The organism is Chryseobacterium sp. WG14 (genome assembly GCF_024586945.1).
Taxonomy (GTDB): domain Bacteria; phylum Bacteroidota; class Bacteroidia; order Flavobacteriales; family Weeksellaceae; genus Chryseobacterium.
Map to the genome: position 1 here is coordinate 20,287 of NZ_JALCZD010000006.1, position 20,069 is coordinate 40,355.

The window sequence follows — 20,069 nt, forward strand, 5'->3', positions numbered from 1 at the left end:
TGTTGAACAGTAAGAATAACGACCAATTTTACGAAAATTAAAACCTTTTGTTAAAAATCTATATGAATATTTTTGTACAAATGATTGATTATTCAATGATGTATAGATTGAAAAATGAATCAATATAGACAAGGTATAAAAAGAGTTAAAATTCCATTGTTGAAAATCCAAATTTTTATTATTTTCCGTGTATAATATGTTAGTATTTTAATGATAATAATTTTTATAGTTTGTATCTTTACATCTCATAAAGCTTATAATTGAGGTTTTATTCAAATGAATAAATGAGGTTTAATTAGAAGTAATAATTAACAATTTTAATTTTCGGATACAATTTCGGATACAAAATAAAAAAAGAGAAAATGTAATTATTTAGAAATAAATAAGTTACAAATTCTCTTTTTGTTCTTTAGTGGAGTTGGAGGGATTCGAACCCTCGTCCAAACAAGCAATACATAAGATTTCTACATGCTTATTCTACCATTGATTTTCGACTGGAGGCAGAGGGCAGACACCCAACTTCCAGCTTATCTTCTAAAGTTTTCGAGTTTCAGCCAAAGCATCTGAAACCTTATTCCTGCATTCCTATATCTCAGGATCAAACGCCGCAGAACAGAGCATTTGTGAGATATCTTGCTTCCTTACTATCTTCAGGAAAACGCTTGATCTACTATACTTCGATATTAAGCTGCAAGAGCGAACTCTTCGTTGCCAGTTAAAGTTGTGTAGCAAGGGATTAAAGAGATCGCGCTACGGTTCTCTGCATGCTTACTTACCCATTGATCTTGCTGTCGAAACCAGTCAACCCCATAAGTAAAGTGAATACAAAGATAATGATTTTTGTTAACATAGCATTATTATAGAATTTTTTTGTGACAATATATAGGGGGATGTAGCTATGTTTTGGCCGGTTGGGATAAGAAAAGGGTAGAGCAAATCAAATGAAACAAGATGTTTATCCGGAAATGTTAATTAATTGTGGATAAAATAATTACTGTAGGTATCACCCTTGAATACGAGGTTTTTGATGAGATAATGAGCTTAAATATGATAGTTTTTGGGTATATATTTTGTGATGTAAGAAAAAATGTCTAGTTTTGCAATCCAAAATGAGATGTAAAATATGTTAATAATACCAGTAAAAGATGGTGAATCCATCGACAGAGCTCTAAAGAAATACAAGAGAAAATTTGATAAAACAGGTACAGTTCGTCAATTAAGATCTAGACAACAGTTTATTAAGCCTTCTGTGACTTTAAGACAATCTAGACTGAAAGCTGCTTACAAACAAAGAGCACTTAGTAAAGAAGAACAGGCTTAAGATTTTTTCTTAGACCATATACTAATTCACTCCTTAAATTCTTATATTTGAGGAGTGAATTTTTCGTTTTCACACCTGAAGTAATGCTGAATAAGTTTTTAGAATATTTAGAGCTCGAAAAGAGGTATTCTCCTCATACTATTACAAGCTATAAAAAAGATCTTGATGACTTTTCCTGTTTCTATCTTAAAACAGAGTCATCAGAAGATATCTTTAAAGCAGATAAAAAAATCATCCGGAATTTTATTGTAGAATTAAGTGAGAATGGTATTTCAAAAAGAAGTATCAACAGAAAATTATCCTCACTCCGCAGTTTTTTCCTTTTCCTTTTAAAAATAGGCGAAATTAAGGTTTCTCCTGTAGAAGGGATTTCCTCCCTGAAATTTTACCCCGAGAAGCAAATACCCATGTCTAAGGAGGAAATGGGAGATCTTGGCGAGCGGATTCTGGAACATACCCATGATATACTGGATAAATGTATTATAGAAGTGCTTTATCAAACTGGCATACGGAAAGCCGAGCTTTGTGGCCTGATATTTGAGAATGTTGATATAGAAGGGAATGAATTAAAAGTAATTGGAAAAGGGAATAAGGCAAGGCTGGTTCCTATTTCCGAAGACCTGTCCGGGCTCCTTAAAAGTTATCTGGAAATAAGAAATCCACAGGCGGAATTCAAATCCTGTTTTTTCGTGAATAAGAAAGGGAAAAAACTCAATGAAAAATTTGTTTATGTGGTAGTTAATAAGTACCTTAGTCTTGTTACAACGAAAGAAAAAAGAAGTCCTCATATCCTTCGGCATAGCTTTGCTACTCATGTATTGGATAATGGGGCGGAGATCTCCAAAGTAAAAAAAATATTAGGGCATTCCAGTCTTGCAAGTACTCAAGTCTATACGAATGCTAATATTGAACAATTGAAAAAAGTGTTTAATCAAGCTCATCCTCGAGCGTCTAAAAAAGAAGAATTATGAAGATTTCAGTTCAATCAATTGGTTTAACTCCACACGAACCACTAGAATCACACATTGAAAAAAAAGTAAGCAAATTAGGAACCTTCTATGATAAAATTCAGGAGTGCAAGGTTTTCTTAAAAGTGGAAAATAACTCTGACAGATCTAATAAAACTGCTGAGATTATTTTGGCTGTTCCGGGAGACGATATCGTGGTTAAGAAGACAAGCGCAACTTTTGAGGAAAGTTTGGATCTATGCGTTGATACTGCTAAAAAGCTACTAATCAAGAAAAAAGAAATGGCTTAGGAAAAAAAGTTTAAAAAAGTTCATAAAAAATTTGAGAATTCAAAAAATCCGTTCTATATTTGCACTCGCAAAAAAGGAACAGCGATCTTTTGAATTCTTTTTAATTTGCCTCCATAGCTCAGCTGGCCAGAGCACGTGATTTGTAATCTCGGGGTCGTGGGTTCGAATCCCTCTGGAGGCTCATTTTAATATAAAACTTTGGGGAGATTCCAGAGTGGCTAAATGGGACTGACTGTAACTCAGTTGCTTCGGCTTCGCAGGTTCGAATCCTGCTCTCCCCACATTTATATTATGAAAAAAACTTGCAGGATTGAAGAATTATTCTTAGTTTTGCACAGCGTTTACCAATGGTTTTGGAAACAAAATTGCGGAAGTAGCTCAGTTGGTAGAGCGTCAGCCTTCCAAGCTGAATGTCGCGGGTTCGACCCCCGTCTTCCGCTCAAAATAATCACCTTATAAAAGTGATATTTTTAACAGCTGAAATGTATAGAGTAGAGTTTCTCCATCAGTTTCAGTTCAATTATTAAAATGCCTCCATAGCTCAGCTGGCCAGAGCACGTGATTTGTAATCTCGGGGTCGTGGGTTCGAATCCCTCTGGAGGCTCTATTTTAATATAAAAACTTTGGGGAGATTCCAGAGTGGCTAAATGGGACTGACTGTAACTCAGTTGCTTCGGCTTCGCAGGTTCGAATCCTGCTCTCCCCACTTTTATATTAAAAAAACTTGCAAAATAAAAGAATTATTCTTAGTTTTGCAAAGCGTTTACCAATAATTTTGGAAGCAAAATTGCGGAAGTAGCTCAGTTGGTAGAGCGTCAGCCTTCCAAGCTGAATGTCGCGGGTTCGACCCCCGTCTTCCGCTCAAAAAATCATGCTAATTCAGTGTGATTTTTTTATTTGATGCCGACTTAGCTCAGCGGTAGAGTGCTTCCTTGGTAAGGAAGAGGTCACGGGTTCAAGTCCCGTAGTTGGCTCTCAATTTTCCCGGATTTTATTCGGGAATTTTTTTTATCCAAACTTTAGCGATCAAGAATAAGAATATAGATAAAAGTTATTTTATTTGATGCTTTTACAAACTATCCACGTAGTATTCAAAAACTTTTTTATATCATCTTTAGAATGGCAATCATAAATTTTTTGTTAAATTCGTGTAAAATATATTTTGATGAATATTCTTTTATTAGAAGATGATCTTATTCTTTCCGCAGAACTTTGCAGATTTTTAGAATCTAATAATTTTAGCTGTGACAAAATCTATGATGGAGAAACTTTTCTTCGTCAGATCAAGAACAATACCTACGATCTGTATCTGCTGGACATTAATGTACCTAAAATAAATGGATTGGATGTTTGCCAGACCATTCGTTCTTTTGATAAAAATACCCCTATCATTATTATTTCGGCATATGGAGACCTCTCAGATAAGAAGGATGCCTTTACGAGATTGGCAGATGATTACCTTGTAAAGCCTTTTCAGTTTGAAGAACTGCTTTTAAGAATCAATTCTTTGCTTAGAAGGAAAGCTCCATCTGATGCTTCCGATCAGGATATCATCAGAGTTGATGACCTTATTATCAATAAAACGGAACAGAAGGTATACCGTGGAGGCAATGAGATCACCCTTACTTTAAAAGAGTTTCAGTTATTGGTTTATCTTGCCGAAGCGCAGGGAAGAACTGTTTCTAAGCAACAGATCACAGAACATGTTTGGGAGCACAATTTTAATACGAATACCAATACGGTAGAGGTCTATATCAATTTTTTAAGAAAAAAAATCGATAAGGATTTTAAACTAAAACTGATCCATACACGTTCGGGGTTTGGATATTACTTAAGTCCATTATAAATGTCTTTAAAAAGAAAGATTGCTTTAACGATCAGTATTGCCTTTTCACTGCTTTTTGGAATGGTGATGGCTGTGATTTATTTATCTTTCAATGATTTCAGACGGGATGAGTTTAAGGAAAGGTTCAGGCAGAGACTGGAGTTTACCACCCATTTTATTTCTAGATCTAAAGATTTTGAAGAAGAGGCTCCTATTTTTTTTAATGAGAATTCAGATAATATTCTTTTAAATGAAAAGATTTTAATTTTCAATGAAAAAAAAGAACTGATCTACAGTACGATCAAAGACCAGAATGTTACATGGGATACCACTATGCTTAAGGAACTGGACAAAAAAAAGATCATCTATACTGAAAAGACCATTCCAGAGATTTATGCAGCCTTGCGGACTATTAATGGTGAGAATTATTACATACTTACCAGTGCCTTTGACACCAATGGAAAATCAAAACTGACTTACCTTAAGTATCTTTTGATTTTAGCATATGTGATGAGTACCCTTCTGATTGGTTTTTTCAGCTATTACTTCGTGGAAAAATTCCTGCGGCCCCTGGAAGATCTGAATCAGGAAATTTCAGAAGTTACCGCTCATCAACTAACAAAACAAATCCCTGTTCAGCAGTCGAATGATGAAGTAAGCGTTCTGGCAAAGTCTTTTAACACCATGATTGTACGGCTGAATGATGTATTTCAATCCCAGAAAGATTTTACAGCGAGTGCCTCACATGAAATAAGGACTCCGATTACAAGGATGGCTTTCCAGCTTGAAAACCTGATTACATTTGAGAAACACTCTCCTAAAACCCTGTCTGCGCTACAGCAGATTCAAAGAGATGTATATCAGCTGTCAGATCTTACCAATTCATTATTACTTCTCACCAAATTTGATAAAGAAAATATTCAGAGTATTTATGAGGAGGTAAGAATTGATGAAGTCATATTTGAAGCTTTTGAGGGGGTAGAGAAAAGCTATCCCGATCTTAAGTTTGATTTTCTCATTACCGAAGATACTTCTGAAAATGCTCTGCTCACGATAGATGGGATACCGTCTTTGTTAGTTATCGTTTTTATTAATCTGTTTAAAAATGCTGCAGTATATTCTGATAATACAGAAGTGAAAGTTTTAATAACTGAAACCAACGACCGCCTTTACGTAGAGGTAATCTCTCATGGGGATATTATTCCTGAAGAAGAGCAATCTAAATTATTTGAAGCCTTTACCAGGGGCAATAATGCCCAGAATATATCCGGATCGGGATTAGGGCTGAGGATTGTCAAACGTATTCTTGAATACCATGACTCTGAAATAGTATATTCTTCACCTGAAGAATACCTGAATAAATTCACTGTAATTTTTAAAAAATAATTCCCGTACCATTTCTTTATTTTTAAAATATCTATTTTAATTAACAGGAATTGGTTTTCATATAAAAATTCAACATATAGAGAAAAAAATAAATTTTCTTCTGTTTAAATACTTTGTGAAATAGCCTGTTTACAAAGATTTTAATTTTATTTTAAGCCTCATTTAAGTTTCTTTTAATCATATGAAAGCAATTTTGTAGTTTAAAAAGAATAATAATGAACAGAATAGCAATGCTGTTTCTAGCCATTTCCTCATTCATGGCAGGACAGCAGCAAATGTCTCTTTTGGATTGTGAAGAAGCTTTCCAAAAGAACAACCTCCAGCTGCTTGCCGAACAGTACAATATTAACATGGCAGATGCTGATATTCTACAGGCCAAAATCTGGGAGCTGCCACAGCTCAGCGGACAGTTCAATGCTTATAACCCCGGGGATAAAAAGCTCTTTGATGTTGGCCATTCAAAAGGAGGAAGCATTACACAGCTCATTTACATGGGAGGAAAAAAGAAAAATGAAATAGCCTTTGCAAAATCCAATAAAGAACTGGCTCAGCTCCAGTTTTCCCAATTACTGGTAGATCTGAGAGCGCAACTTCGTACTGCTTATTTCAACCTCTATTATGAAAAATTAAAACTGGAGAATACTGATAAGCAATTAGGATATATGAATGATCTTCTAAGCGCTTACCGTGTACAGTCAGAGAAAGGAAACGTATCTCTTAAAGATGCTGTAAGATTACAGAGCCTTGTTATTCAGCTGAATCACGATAAACTTGAAATCAATAAGAATATTCTTGATTTTGAACAGAATCTAAAAATTTTAACGGGAATTCCGGAAGATATAGAGCCACAAATGTCAGAACCGGAAGCTAAGGAGGCTCTGGCTGCCCAGCCTTTTGGTGATGCCGAAGAACTGAGAAAAAAGGCCCTTGAAAATAATGCGGATTATCGGTATCATTTAAAATTAATTGATAATAGCAAATTATACGCTCAATGGCAAAAATCCTTGAATATTCCGGACCTGAATGTTGGAGCTGCATGGGATCAGGCAGGAGGCACTTTTAATAATGAAGTGAATCTTACCCTGGGAATTCCCCTGCCACTATGGAAAGCCAATCAGGGAAATGTTGAAAAAGCCAATTATGTCATTCAGCAAAACCAGAAAAATGCAGACTTTCAAAAATTAACGCTTGAAACTAAAATACAGTCTGCTTACAAAACATGGAAAGCACAGTATGATCAGCTGCGGGATATCAAAACAACAGATCTGAAAAATATGGATGTGGTCTATAACGGAATGGTCACCAATTTTAGAAAGGGAAATGTAAATCTTATTGAATTTACAGATTTTATGGACAGCTATAGAGAAGCAGCGCTCCAAATTTATGATATGAAGAATGAAATCATGCAGTCGGCGGAACAACTTAATCAATTAATACAAACGAAAATCTTCTATTAACTATGAAAATATATATTATCCCTGTATTGATGGTCTTATCATTACTGGCCTGTTCAAAAAAAGAGGAAGAAAAAACAAATCAGCCTAAGAAAGGCTTCGAGCTTAGCAATACGATGCTGGGTTCTATTTCTTTAGCTAAAGCGGAGAAAAAGAATATAGAAGATGTGTATAGCTTTTACGGAAAGATTTCTGCAGATAAAAACAGTTATATAGATGTATATCCGCTTGTAGGCGGAAATGTAATGAGTGTAAATGTAGAGTTGGGGGATTACGTTAAAAAAGGACAGGTGCTGGCCACCATCAGGAGTACGGAACTCGCGGAAGTTCAAAAAGATGTAAGCGATTCAAAAACTGATTTGGTAGTGGCTACGAATAATCTTCGGGTTGCTAAGGAGCTGTACGAAGGAAAACTTAATACAGAAAGAGATGTACTGGAAGCTAAAAGCCAGTTGCAGAAAGCTCAGGATCAATTACAGAGAGCCTCTGCTATAAGTACGGTATATAATGTAAAGTCGGGTAATATTTACAGTGTGATAGCCCCAATCAGCGGATATATCGTTCAGAAAAGTATCAATAAGGATATGCAGCTGAGAAGCGATAGAAGTGAAAATATTTTTGATGTAGCCAACACCACGAATGTATGGGCTATCATGAACGTTAATGAATCAGATATTGATAAAATAAGCCTGGGAATGAAAGCGCAGGTTTCTACACTTTCTTATCCGGATAAAGTTTTTGATGGTAAAATTGATAAAATATTCAAAATTATTGATCCGCAAACCAACGCAATGCAGGCCAGAGTTGTTCTGGATAATGCTAACGGGTTGCTGATTCCGGATAGTAAGGCTACGATAAAAGTATCCAGTTTGGAAAATAATACGATGCTGACGGTTCCTTCCAAGGCCGTGATCTTTGATGACAATAAAAGTTTTGTGGTGGTTTATAAATCCAGAACAGATGTGAAGGTGAAAGAAGTTAAGGTTCAGAAACAGGTAGGTGATGTCACTTATATTGCAGATGGGCTGACCGAAGGAGAGGAGGTGATTACCAACAATCAGCTGTTGATTTACCGCTCTTTGAATAATTAAATTTTGTTTGAGTTTTAATTTGAAACATTAAGAATATTATTATGCAGAATTAAGAAGGTAAGTTTAATTAGAAAAACATCCAAGATGTTTTTTAAGCATCGCAACTTAGTCAATTCGCCTGCGGGTTACTTAACAATCTCAACTCCTTAAATAAAAAACTTAATGGTTCAAGAACCTTCAGCAATTCAACATTTAGTTATTAGTCTAATATCTAAAGTCTAACATCTAATTTCTACTATGAATAAATTCATTAAAAATATAATCGCTTTTTCATTAAAAAATAAAGCATTTACCTTTATCTGGGTAGCTATTTTAGCGATTGCCGGCTTTATAAGTTTCAAGAACATGCCGATTGAAGCTTTTCCCGATGTTACCAATACCCAGATTGTAATCATTACCCAGTGGAATGGGCGTAGTGCAGAAGAAGTGGAACGTTTTGTTACTACCCCTATCGAATTAGCTATGAGCCCGGTTCAGAAGAAAACCAGCGTGAGAAGTACCACTATGTTTGGACTTTCCATTGTGAAAATTCTGTTTGACGATGGGGTGGATGATACTTTTGCCAGAAACCAGGTGAATAACCAATTAAGAACCATTAGCCTTCCTGATGAGGTAGATCCTGAAGTACAGCCACCCTACGGGCCCACCGGCGAGATTTTCAGATATACGCTGGAAAGTAAAACAAAAGATTCCCGTAAACTGCTTACCCTTCAGAACTGGGTTATTGACCGTGCTTTGAGAGGAGTGCCGGGAGTGGCGGATATTAATGTTTTCGGGGGCCAGGATAAAGTTTTTGAACTGAGTATTGATCCCAGGGCTTTGGATAAATACAATTTAACTCCGCTGCAGGTATACGATGCTGTGACTAAAAGTAACCTGAATGTTGGGGGAGATGTCATTGAAAAAAATGGACAGGCCTATGTCGTAAGAGGAATAGGTTTGGTGAAATCGGTAGCTGATATAGGAAATATCACCATTCAGAATGACAGTGGGAACCCTGTTTTGGTGAAAAATGTAGCCGAAGTACATGAAAGTTCTATGCCCAGGGTAGGGCAGGCGGGTTTGAATACCCATGAAGATACTGTAGAAGGAATTGTGGTAATGAGAAAAGGAGAGAATCCAAGAGAAGTTTTAATAGGTGTAAAAGCCAAGATTAAAGAACTCAACGAAAAGATTCTTCCTAAAGATGTAAAAATGGTAACCTTTTATGACAGGGATAATCTGATGGATTTTACGACCCGTACCGTAATGCATAACCTTATTGAAGGAATTATTCTGGTAACGGTAATCGTTCTTATCTTTATGGCAGACTGGAGAACTACACTGATTGTTTCCATTATTATTCCCTTATCTCTGCTGTTTGCATTTTTATGCTTAAAATTGGCAGGAATGAGCGCCAACCTACTTTCATTGGGAGCTGTTGATTTTGGAATTATCATTGACGGTGCCGTCGTCATGGTGGAAGGACTCTTTGTAATGCTCGATCGTAAAGCCCATAAATATGGAACAGAAAAATTTAATAAACTGGCAAAAGGTGGCTGGATCAAACAAACCGGCACTGGGTTGGGTAAAGCCATTTTTTTCTCAAAGCTGATTATCATCACTTCCCTGATTCCTATTTTCTCATTCCAGAAAGTAGAAGGGAAGATGTTTTCGCCTCTGGCCTTTACTTTAGGATTTGCATTGATAGGAGCATTGATATTTACATTAACCCTTGTTCCTGTTCTTTCTCATATCCTTTTAAATAAAAATGTAAAAGAAAAGAACAATCCTTTTGTCAATTTTTGGGACAGAATTGTTTTAAAAGGCTTTAATATGACCTTCAGGCATAAAAAGACCAGCATGATCGTTGCCATCTCATTCCTCGCATTAACGTTATTCTCAGGTAGGTTTCTCGGAACGGAATTTTTACCCCAGTTGAATGAAGGTTCTTTGTGGATTACCGCGGAAATGCCAATGAGCTCATCATTAAAAGAGTCCCTTAAAACAGCAGACCTTTTAAAGAAAGATATTATGAGCTTTTCTGAAGTAACGGATGTTCTGGCCCAGACGGGTAGAAGCAATGACGGTACAGATCCCAATGGATTTGGATTTGTACAGTTTGCCGTAAATCTCAAACCAAGGGAAGAATGGAAACGTAAGATCACTTATGAAGAACTAATTAATGAAATTGATAAAAAACTTCGGAGCTATCAGGGCATTACGTTCAACTACTCTCAGCCGATTTCAGATAACGTGGCCGAAGCAGTAGCAGGTTTTAAAGCCGAAAACGGGATTAAAATCTATGGAGATAACTTAGAAACTCTGGATAAGCTGGCAGAAGAAATCTTAGTAAAAATTAAAGATGTAAAAGGGGTAAAAGATCCGGGAATCATTAAAAATATCGGTCAGCCGGAAGTAAGTGTTGTTTTAGACCGGGATAAAATGGCAGCATACGGTGTAATGCCCGCAGATGCACAGGCAGTGCTGGAAATGGCCTTTGGTGGCAAAACAGCTTCCGAAATGTTTGACGGGGAAAGGAAATTTCCTATTCGTCTCCGTTATTCCCAGGAATACAGAAAAGATGAAAATGATATAGCCTCTTTGATGGTACCTACCCAGGACGGAGCAAAAATCCCGTTGAAGGAAATAAGTACTATTGTAAAAGACAACGGAGCTGCATTTATTTACAGAGATAATATTAAAAGATATATTGGGGTCAAGTTTTCAATCAGAGACAGGGATCTGGGGAGTACGATTGCCGATGCTCAGAAAAAAGTGGAAAAGATTGAGCTTCCTGATGGATATTCTATAGGATGGACAGGCCAGTTTGAAAACCAGCAACGGGCTTCACACAGATTGGCTCAGGTGGTACCCGTAAGTATTTTGATGATCTTCTTTTTGTTATTTATCCTGTTTGGAAATATTAAAGATTCACTTCTTGTATTGGCCAATGTACCTTTTGCTCTGATAGGAGGAATTATTGCCCTGCATGTGACCGGAATAAACTTTGGTATTTCTGCAGGAGTAGGGATGATAGCTCTTTTGGGAATCTGTATCCAGAATGGGGTAATCCTTATTACGGAGTTTCATCAGAATGTAAAAGAAGGAATGGATATAGATACAGCCATATTAAGTGGTGTTAAATCCAGAACCAGACCGGTGATTATGACAGCACTTATGGCATCTATCGGATTAATGCCGGCTGCTTTATCTACAGGAATTGGATCAGAATCTCAAAAACCCCTGGCAATTGTCATCATTGGAGGCCTTATTACGGCTACCGTCCTTACCTTACTTATTTTCCCGATAATTTTCTGGATTTTCAACAGAACCCAAAAATTACGGCCCATTTAATCTTGTTTTTATATAACTTCTTCGCCCCGGTTTTCCCGGGGCGAAGTCTTTTTTAGCTTTCTCTTGTATGATTTCAAATAAAATAATTAAATTGGCGAATTAATTATAAACAAATGACCACTACAAAAATAATATGTTCCCAACCTTTACAACATTTGTAGAAAAGCTTTCCCTCTTATTCTCAAACCCAGGCTTACAAAAGCCCTTGATAAGTATGTCTTAATTTACAACTGTTAAAACACAATATGAAACACTACAAGAAATCGGTTCTCTTCTTATTTGGATTTTTAATCATCCTGCTCCCACTGCAGCTGATTTTTAAGATGAATATTGAAGAAACCTACCCATCCTTTAATTTTCCGGGATTTTCCTCATATCCTATAAAAGACGGAAAGTATATTAAATTTACAAAAACAACTTCTCATGTCTTTTTTAAAGACGGAGCTGACAGTATTTTAACCAAAAATGATTATCTGGGAGATAAAATACCAAGAACGATACAGATCACCCTTATTCAAAATTTACTTTTTCCTAAGGAATATCCGGTTTTAGACAGCCGGATAAACAGTCTGCCTCTCTATAAAAAGGAACTTTATCTTTTAAAAAAGTCTATCCTTAACCGGAATATTAAAAAAGTTGACCTCAACGAAAGCAAAAAATTCATTGTAGAAAAATTGAGAGAAAGATTTCCGGACAAAGAAGTAACAGGCATGGAGGTGATCAATGAAACTAAAGATTTCGATATCACCACAAGAAAAATGAATGATACAGCCGTCCGGGATACTGTATTGAGTTTCCGATTTTAAATTGACAATGATGAATAAACTAAAAGAACTTCCTTTCACCAGTTACCGTCCAAGCTATGAGTTTCTGGCTTTTTACCGGATATTTTTCTCTCTGTTCCTATTATGGATGGGAGTGTCTGATAACAGCTGGATTCATTCTATTCCTAACAGTGCCATGCATCCGCCTATCAGTGTACTGTCTTTTATAGATTTCATTCCCTCAGAAATTTTCTTTGTGCTATGCAGATACATAATGTACCTTGGGTTGCTGTTGATTCTGATAGGCTATAAACCAAGGATATTTGCAATACTTTATATGGCCGTGTATGTACTGACCAGTAATTATGCCTATTCTTTTGGAAAAGTGAACCATGATTTTGTTTATACTCTGCCGATCTTAATAATGGCATTTTCACCATGGAACAGAACCTACAGTTTCTTTCCGGAGCCCGAAAAAGAAACGGATGGTCCAGCGAAGTCGTGGCCTCTGTTCATGATAAGCCTGATCTTCAGTTTCGGAATGTTTACCGCCGGACTTTCTAAAATTTTAGGAGGTTGGCTAAGTATGGATACCCAGTATACCCAGATCTTTTTTAGTCAGTACAGGTATATTATAGGATGGAATGACTTTCTTTCGGATTTTTATGACGGAATACATTCTAAAGTGTTCTGGGAGTTTCTGGATTATATGACTGTCTTTTTTGAAACCATTTTTATAGTAGCTTTTCTTTATCCGAAGTTTTTCAGGTTGATGCTTCTGCTAACCGTTTTTTTTCACCTTAATGTACTTCTGATGCTGAATATCTCATTTATGTATTCAATAGGGCTCTATAGTCTGTTTATTCCTGCTTATTTGCTTCCTGTAAGTTTCAGAAATAAAGTGAAAAAAATACTTGCCCGTTTATTTAATCCAAATTATAGAGGAATTGCATTCATACTGATCGTTCTGTATTTGTTAATTCTTGGCTTCTTTAATATCAATACCATTGGCTTTATTTGCAATGAATTTTTCTCTTTTGTTGCCTTTGGCCAGAATTCTACATCGCTGATCATGATAGGGGGAGCCTTCTTTTTGGCTTTGTACTTATTTATAAGATCATTCAGAATGTCAACGGATAAATAAAAAGATGAAATGAGGATTACAGAGCAATACTAAAGTAAAGATGAAATAACAAATTTTATTCTTTTATATATTGGGTTTCAGGGTTTTTCGGAAAAGGTTTCTTAAAGTTTTTTTCAATTCAGAAAATTGTGTAAATTTGCAGTCTCAATACATTGAAATATAAGGTTTGTACTTCATTGGATTTGAATATTGAAACTTTTTTCAATAAAAAGGTTTTGGTATTTAAAAATTCATTATATTTGCACACCGAAAATTTGAAAAACAATAAATAAATAATTTTACAATCATGGCAAAGGAAACGTTTAATCGTAACAAACCACACTTGAACATTGGTACTATTGGTCACGTTGACCATGGTAAAACTACTCTTACAGCTGCTATTTCTGCTGTATTAGCTAGCAAAGGTCTTGCTGAGAAAAAAGACTTCTCTGCAATTGACTCTGCTCCAGAAGAAAAAGAAAGAGGTATTACTATCAATACTGCTCACATCGAATACGAAACTGAAAAAAGACACTATGCTCACGTTGACTGTCCAGGTCACGCCGACTATGTTAAGAACATGGTAACTGGTGCTGCTCAAATGGATGGAGCTATCGTAGTATGTGCTGCAACTGACGGTCCAATGCCTCAGACTAGAGAACATATCCTACTTTGCCGTCAGGTAAACGTACCAAGAATCGTTGTTTTCATGAACAAAGTTGACATGGTAGATGATCCTGAGTTATTAGAGCTTGTTGAAATGGAACTTAGAGACTTATTGTCTACTTATGATTTCGACGGAGACAACTCTCCAGTAATTCAAGGTTCTGCATTAGGAGCTCTTACTGCAGCTACTGCTTCTCCTGCTAACACAGAAGATAAGTGGTTCAAGAGCGTTGAAGAATTAATGGATGCTGTTGATACTTGGATCGAACAACCACCAAGAGATACTGAAAAGCCATTCTTGATGCCAATCGAAGACGTATTCTCTATTACAGGTAGAGGTACTGTAGCAACTGGTAGAATCGAGGCTGGTGTTATCAACACTGGAGATCCAGTTGATATCGTAGGTATGGGTGATGAGAAATTAACTTCTACTATTACAGGAGTTGAGATGTTCAGAAAGATCCTAGATAGAGGTGAAGCTGGAGATAACGTAGGTCTATTGTTGAGAGGTATTGAAAAAACTGACATCAAGAGAGGTATGGTTATCGCTAAGAAAGATTCAGTTAAGCCACACAAAAAATTCAAGGCTTCTGTTTATATCCTTTCTAAAGAAGAAGGTGGACGTCACACTCCATTCCACAACAAATACCGTCCTCAGTTCTACGTAAGAACTACTGACGTTACAGGTGAAATCTTCTTACCAGAAGGTGTAGAAATGGTAATGCCAGGAGATAACTTAGAGATCACTGTAGAATTGTTACAGCCAATCGCTCTTAACGTAGGTCTTAGATTTGCGATCAGAGAAGGAGGTAGAACAGTTGGTTCAGGTCAGGTTACTGAAATCTTAGACTAATCATCTTAAAATAAATAAAGCTTCCGAAAGGAAACTCTCGGAAGCTTTTTTAATTACGGGCATCGTCCAATGGTAGGATACCGGTCTCCAAAACCGTTGATCAGGGTTCGAATCCTTGTGCCCGTGCAAATATAAATTATGAGTTCATTTGTTGATTTTTTAAAAGGTTCTTATAACGAATTCAGACATAAAGTTGAATGGCCAAAATGGGCTGACCTACAGTCTTCTACTATTGTAGTGACTATTGCGACAGTTATTCTGGCATTGTTTACCTTTGGAGTTGATGAATTGTTTTCAAAAGCAATCAGCAACATCATAGGAATACTAATCAACTTGTTCAATTAATTAAAAGTATTTTCCATAATGAGCGAACTGAAATGGTATGTGCTGAAAGCAATCAGCGGACAGGAAAATAAAGTGAAAAACTATATTGAGACAGAAATCAAACGCTTAGGGTTTGAGCAGTACGTTACTCAAGTGGTTATCCCTATGGAAAAGGTTATTCAAATTAGAAACGGTAAAAAAGTTCCTAAAGAAAAGCCTTACTATCCTGGTTACTTGATGATTGAAGCTGAGTTGATGGGAGAGATTCCTCACGCTATTAAAAACATTCCCGGAGTAATATCTTTCTTAAGTTTAACAAAAGGAGGAGATCCAGTTCCAATGAGAAAGTCTGAAGTAAACAGAATGCTTGGAAGAATGGACGAACTATCAGAATTTGCCAGCGATGTGGAAATTCCATATATCGTAGGAGAAAATGTGAAAGTAATCGATGGGCCTTTCAATGGATTCAATGGTACTGTTGAAAAAATTCTTGAAGATAAAAAGAAAATTGAAGTTTCTGTATTGATCTTCGGAAGAAAAACTCCAATGGAGCTTAGCTATATGCAAGTAGAAAAAGTATAATAATTACTTATAAATATAAAAAGACTGCTGTAAAGCGGTCTTTTTTGTTTTGTTCTCTGTCACTAATAAGTTTATATTTATTTTCTTTACCTGGTTCTTTTTCTGTTTATTTATGTGCATTTAAGTTTTGCAATGCTGTTTATTAAATCCACAGTTTACAATTCCTTTTTAATGCTTCTATACGGACTTTGCTATTGTTGAAATTATCGCCATATGGTGATAAGTTTGATTTTTTACTGATGTTTAAGGTATTTATGTACATTATTTTCCTTTATATGGCATACTTATTGTAACCAATCAAGCAACTAATCCATAAAACTTTATATTTTTCTTATTTGATACACTGTACAGCAGAAGTATTGAACTTTTATGCCTATATCGGAAATCAAAATTGAAAATTTCAACATGAAGAGGCGATTTCTACAATAAACACACATAATCCAATGATTAAATTTACTTCGATGATCCTTTTAACGGGGGCCGTTGCATTTGTAAACGCGCAGGTTGGTATCAATACTGCAACACCGGAAAAGGAACTTACCGTTAACGGGACTATGAAAACATCAGGAATGGTTTTCAAAAAACCTATGGAAAAGCTGGGGGCTGATGAAAACTACACTTTTGTGATCAAATCTCCAGCTCCGGAAAACAAAATTACGGCCTATAATGATTCTTTTGTGCCCAATTCTCCGGCGCCCATTAATATTATCCAGTTTAAAATCACATGTGATCCCTCAGATAAAGACTGGGTTAACCAGTTCGATACCAAGATCAATTCTAAGAAATTCCTTGTTGTCATTTCTTCTTTTGGGTTTACTCAGCCCACCAGAACTTATTCTGCAGATTGGCTGACTCCGGTACCTCAGATTTTCGCCTATTCTTCAGGAGATACCTGGAAACTGAAAGCAGATTATCAGGGGTTCTCGCCATCTTCCACATTGCCTACGGGAGAATGGACTCTCAATTTATTGGTATATGACAGATCATACGCTAAAGAATTTAATACCACCCAGGATCTTAAAACTTCTACTACCGGTGCAGCTGCAGCTCCATTAATTCAATAAAAAAACATACATAATGAAAAAAATTATCGCAATAGTCTTTGTAGCTTTTGCAGCTTTGGGCATGAACGCCCAGGTTGGAATTAATACAGTAAATCCTAAAGGAACTTTGGATGTAGAAGGTGAAACATTGGTTGAATCCTATTTGGTAGATACTGAAAATGCAACGGCAAGAGGAAACTATCTTCTTCTTACCCGTTCAAAAGACACTTCGCCTGTGGGTAAAGTAAAACTGCTGGACATTACACTTCGTAACGTAGCACCTGTTAATATTTATAATGTCGTTCTGAAAAATGTAAAACAGGATGAAGTGGTAAATCTGAATACAGGATTAGATGCCGATAAATATGTTGTGGCTGTTACAGGTGCTGTTTTTACAGATGCCGTATCAGCAGCTAACACTTCTACTAATCCCAAATCTTACGGTTCTTATTCTACAGAAGTAAGCCAGATCGTAAAAGCAGGAAAGAAATATCATGCTGTGAATTTAAGTTTTAAAGGTGCCGGCACTGCTTCTTCGGTCAACGGAACATGGTCTCTTACCCTTAATGTTTTTGAAAAGTCATTGGTTAAAGACTGGGGAACTTTTAACGGTTCGGTTTCAGCTTCTTCATCGCCGATTTATTCGGGAGTTTCAACTAATACGCCTTTAGGCCTTCAATAAAAAAGATATGATAAGAAAAATTTATATTACAATAATAATGGGCCTGGGACTATTTTTGAATGCTCAGACCGGTAAAGTAGGAATCAAGACAGATAAACCCACAGAGACTCTTGATGTCAATGGGAAAACATATACCAACTCTTTATATCTTAGAAATCCCGGGGAGCCTACCATGACGGGAGGTAGCTTTTTGGCGACATCCGAAAACGCCCTTCAGCTGTATGATCCAAACCTGGAAAGCAGCGGATTATTCAATTATCTTAAACTTACCCTTACAGGTGTATCCGGTAACGGAATTGCAGATTATGATACCAAAATAGATGCTAATAACTTCCTTGTTGTTCTTCATAACTATTCATTTAAATTAAATGATGGCAGTACCAATGTGATGCTTGACTATGGTGATAATGGAATTAACGATAATAAACAGGGGTCACCTGATGTTACCGCTTTCAAAAGCAACGGAACATGGCATATAAAAGCAAAATTTTCAGACAGTAGAATAATTGCAACCAATACTTCCACTCCATCACGAACCTACAATAACTTTACGGTAGACCTTTACCTGATGGCTTATAGAAGATTGATCACAAAGCATAATATCAATGAGGTAAACGCTAATCTGGGAGGAACAGATGGTTCTGCACAAACAATTAACAAGCCGTCCGGTTTTTAATTGACATTACTATATATAAAAAGACTGCAGACAGCGGTCTTTTTATGTATGCAAAATACTTAATTGATATGTTGAGACCTAAGCCTTATATTATGGTAATAGCTGATAGGGGGGATGGAATAAAGGGAAAAGATATTGAAAGAGAAATATAAATTATAAAGATAAAATAGAGAGATAGGGATAAGATTGATCAGAAAGTAAAAGTTCTTAACAGCAACAAATGAGAAAAATAAGGATCTTGTTTTTATTTTAAAATGTGATGAATTGTTTTGAGTTTCTCCAATATAAAATATATCCTGAAGATAGTCAGTGAAAAAGCGGAATGAACTGATACTGTGAACTTCTATATATCAATTAATTTCTTAAAACTTTTTAAAAATCAGCAATTTCGGTTTGTAGTTTCAAAAATATTTTATACTTTTGCAATCCGAAAAGTAGGTTTATTGTTATGTGAGTGCATAACCTACTGAATAATAAATGCTTCCAAACTCATTAATTATTCAAACTAAAAAAAATTAAAATGGCTAAGAAAGTCTTTAAAATGGTAAAGCTTCAGGTGAAAGGTGGCGCAGCTAACCCTTCTCCACCAGTAGGTCCAGCTTTGGGTTCTGCAGGTGTGAACATCATGGAGTTTTGTAAGCAATTTAACGGAAGAACCCAAGACAAGCCAGGGCAAGTTTTACCTGTAGTAATTACAGTATACGAAGACAAATCTTTTGAATTCGTAATTAAAACTCCACCTGCAGCAATTCAATTAATGGATGCAGCTAAGATCAAAGGAGGTTCCGGTGAACCAAACAGAAACAAAGTAGGTTCTGTATCTTGGGATCAGGTAAAGAAAATCGCTGAAGATAAAATGGCAGATCTTAACTGCTTTACAATTGACTCTGCACTTTCTATGGTAGCTGGTACTGCTAGATCTATGGGATTAAAAGTAACAGGAACTAAACCAACTAACGCTTAAAACTTATTGAAATGGCAAAATTAACAAAAAAGCAAAAAGAAGCTTTAAGCAAAGTAGAGAAAGGTAGAATCTATAACCTTGAAGAAGGTTCGGCTCTTGTAAAGGAAGTAAACACTACAAAGTTTGATGCTTCTGTAGATATCGCTGTAAGATTGGGTGTAGATCCAAGAAAAGCAAACCAAATGGTAAGAGGTGTAGTATCTCTTCCTCACGGAACTGGTAAAGATGTTAAAGTATTAGCTCTTGTAACACCAGATAAAGAAGCTGAAGCTAAAGAAGCTGGAGCTGATTATGTAGGTCTTGACGAATATTTACAAAAAATAAAAGATGGTTGGACAGATGTTGACGTTATCGTTACTATGCCAGCTGTTATGGGTAAATTAGGTCCATTAGGTAGAGTATTAGGTCCAAGAGGTTTAATGCCTAACCCTAAATCAGGAACTGTAACTATGGAAATTGGTAAAGCAGTAACTGAAGTGAAAGCTGGTAAAATTGATTTCAAAGTAGATAAGTATGGTATTATCCATGCTGGTATTGGTAAAGTGTCTTTTGATGCTGCTAAGATCAAAGAAAATGCTCAGGAATTAATCCAGACTTTGGTGAAAATGAAGCCTACAGCTGCTAAAGGAACTTATGTGAAAAGCATCTACTTGTCTTCTACCATGAGCCCGGGTATTGCAATTGATACAAAATCTGTTAACTAATATTAAATCCTTAAGAC

General features: G+C 36.1%; 18 protein-coding genes, 8 tRNA genes and 1 other RNA gene. 26 read left to right on the forward strand and 1 reads right to left on the reverse strand.

Translation table 11 applies throughout. The annotated features are described in order from the left end of the window. Nucleotides 1-410: 410 nt before the first annotated feature. Nucleotides 411-809, reverse strand: a transfer-messenger RNA (tmRNA) gene (ssrA, locus tag MP478_RS11730). A 314-nt stretch (nucleotides 810-1,123) separates the two neighbouring features. Between ssrA and rpsU the strand changes: the two genes are divergently transcribed. From rpsU to rplA, 26 genes are all read left to right on the forward strand, one after another. After that, nucleotides 1,124-1,321: a 30S ribosomal protein S21 gene (gene rpsU / locus MP478_RS11735; RefSeq protein WP_047493530.1), complete on the forward strand. Its 198-nt coding sequence runs from the start codon at nucleotides 1,124-1,126 to the stop codon at nucleotides 1,319-1,321. An 83-nt stretch (nucleotides 1,322-1,404) separates the two neighbouring features. After that, complete coding sequence (locus MP478_RS11740; RefSeq protein ID WP_257200673.1) at nucleotides 1,405-2,292, forward strand: tyrosine-type recombinase/integrase; 888 nt, start codon at nucleotides 1,405-1,407, stop codon at nucleotides 2,290-2,292. Continuing rightward, entirely contained in the window at nucleotides 2,289-2,579 is a 291-nt protein-coding gene (locus MP478_RS11745; RefSeq protein ID WP_230037601.1) for an HPF/RaiA family ribosome-associated protein, read from the forward strand. Before MP478_RS11740 ends, MP478_RS11745 begins: the two co-directional genes overlap by 4 nt. Before the next feature lie 107 nt (nucleotides 2,580-2,686). Then, a tRNA-Thr gene (locus MP478_RS11750) sits at nucleotides 2,687-2,760 on the forward strand. A 19-nt stretch (nucleotides 2,761-2,779) separates the two neighbouring features. Then, nucleotides 2,780-2,860 (forward strand) — tRNA-Tyr (locus tag MP478_RS11755). An 86-nt stretch (nucleotides 2,861-2,946) separates the two neighbouring features. Beyond that, a tRNA-Gly gene (locus MP478_RS11760) sits at nucleotides 2,947-3,019 on the forward strand. 90 nt (nucleotides 3,020-3,109) lie between these two features. Continuing rightward, nucleotides 3,110-3,183: transfer RNA gene (locus tag MP478_RS11765), tRNA-Thr, on the forward strand. Between the two features lie 21 nt (nucleotides 3,184-3,204). Continuing rightward, a tRNA-Tyr gene (locus tag MP478_RS11770) sits at nucleotides 3,205-3,285 on the forward strand. An 83-nt stretch (nucleotides 3,286-3,368) separates the two neighbouring features. Then, nucleotides 3,369-3,441: transfer RNA gene (locus MP478_RS11775), tRNA-Gly, on the forward strand. Nucleotides 3,442-3,481: 40 nt separating this feature from the next. Beyond that, a tRNA-Thr gene (locus MP478_RS11780) sits at nucleotides 3,482-3,553 on the forward strand. Nucleotides 3,554-3,744: 191 nt separating this feature from the next. Next, on the forward strand, nucleotides 3,745-4,425 hold the full coding sequence (locus MP478_RS11785) for a response regulator transcription factor (protein WP_257200551.1): 681 nt from the start codon (nucleotides 3,745-3,747) through the stop codon (nucleotides 4,423-4,425). Continuing rightward, complete coding sequence (locus MP478_RS11790; RefSeq protein ID WP_257200552.1) at nucleotides 4,426-5,790, forward strand: cell wall metabolism sensor histidine kinase WalK; 1,365 nt, start codon at nucleotides 4,426-4,428, stop codon at nucleotides 5,788-5,790. A gap of 215 nt (nucleotides 5,791-6,005) precedes the next feature. Then, complete coding sequence (locus MP478_RS11795) at nucleotides 6,006-7,247, forward strand: TolC family protein (protein WP_257200553.1); 1,242 nt, start codon at nucleotides 6,006-6,008, stop codon at nucleotides 7,245-7,247. Between the two features lie 2 nt (nucleotides 7,248-7,249). Further along, a complete protein-coding gene (locus tag MP478_RS11800; RefSeq protein WP_257200554.1) occupies nucleotides 7,250-8,335 on the forward strand; it encodes an efflux RND transporter periplasmic adaptor subunit in 1,086 nt (361 codons plus the stop codon). 237 nt (nucleotides 8,336-8,572) lie between these two features. Then, nucleotides 8,573-11,671 (forward strand): efflux RND transporter permease subunit, encoded by a 3,099-nt coding sequence (locus MP478_RS11805; protein WP_230037611.1) that lies wholly within the window; start codon nucleotides 8,573-8,575, stop codon nucleotides 11,669-11,671. Between the two features lie 245 nt (nucleotides 11,672-11,916). Further along, nucleotides 11,917-12,477: a Ground-like domain-containing protein gene (locus MP478_RS11810; protein ID WP_257200555.1), complete on the forward strand. Its 561-nt coding sequence runs from the start codon at nucleotides 11,917-11,919 to the stop codon at nucleotides 12,475-12,477. Nucleotides 12,478-12,484: 7 nt separating this feature from the next. After that, nucleotides 12,485-13,579 carry a hypothetical protein gene (locus tag MP478_RS11815; protein WP_257189863.1) on the forward strand — a complete coding sequence of 365 codons (1,095 nt, stop codon included), beginning with the start codon at nucleotides 12,485-12,487 and terminating at the stop codon, nucleotides 13,577-13,579. 286 nt (nucleotides 13,580-13,865) lie between these two features. Beyond that, on the forward strand, nucleotides 13,866-15,077 hold the full coding sequence (tuf, locus tag MP478_RS11820; protein ID WP_103291895.1) for an elongation factor Tu: 1,212 nt from the start codon (nucleotides 13,866-13,868) through the stop codon (nucleotides 15,075-15,077). 55 nt (nucleotides 15,078-15,132) lie between these two features. Continuing rightward, nucleotides 15,133-15,203 (forward strand) — tRNA-Trp (locus tag MP478_RS11825). A gap of 12 nt (nucleotides 15,204-15,215) precedes the next feature. After that, nucleotides 15,216-15,422: a preprotein translocase subunit SecE gene (secE, locus tag MP478_RS11830; protein ID WP_047493559.1), complete on the forward strand. Its 207-nt coding sequence runs from the start codon at nucleotides 15,216-15,218 to the stop codon at nucleotides 15,420-15,422. A gap of 18 nt (nucleotides 15,423-15,440) precedes the next feature. Then, a complete protein-coding gene (gene nusG / locus MP478_RS11835; RefSeq protein ID WP_230037617.1) occupies nucleotides 15,441-15,983 on the forward strand; it encodes a transcription termination/antitermination protein NusG in 543 nt (180 codons plus the stop codon). Nucleotides 15,984-16,426: 443 nt separating this feature from the next. Continuing rightward, nucleotides 16,427-17,047, forward strand: a complete 621-nt coding sequence (locus MP478_RS11840) for a hypothetical protein (protein WP_230037619.1) — start codon at nucleotides 16,427-16,429, stop codon at nucleotides 17,045-17,047. Between the two features lie 13 nt (nucleotides 17,048-17,060). Further along, nucleotides 17,061-17,708 carry a hypothetical protein gene (locus MP478_RS11845; protein WP_230037621.1) on the forward strand — a complete coding sequence of 216 codons (648 nt, stop codon included), beginning with the start codon at nucleotides 17,061-17,063 and terminating at the stop codon, nucleotides 17,706-17,708. Nucleotides 17,709-17,715: 7 nt separating this feature from the next. Beyond that, a complete protein-coding gene (locus MP478_RS11850; RefSeq protein WP_230037623.1) occupies nucleotides 17,716-18,384 on the forward strand; it encodes a hypothetical protein in 669 nt (222 codons plus the stop codon). A 520-nt stretch (nucleotides 18,385-18,904) separates the two neighbouring features. After that, nucleotides 18,905-19,348 (forward strand): 50S ribosomal protein L11, encoded by a 444-nt coding sequence (gene rplK / locus MP478_RS11855; protein ID WP_230037624.1) that lies wholly within the window; start codon nucleotides 18,905-18,907, stop codon nucleotides 19,346-19,348. An 11-nt stretch (nucleotides 19,349-19,359) separates the two neighbouring features. Beyond that, on the forward strand, nucleotides 19,360-20,052 hold the full coding sequence (gene rplA / locus MP478_RS11860; protein ID WP_047493574.1) for a 50S ribosomal protein L1: 693 nt from the start codon (nucleotides 19,360-19,362) through the stop codon (nucleotides 20,050-20,052). Nucleotides 20,053-20,069: the final 17 nt, after the last annotated feature.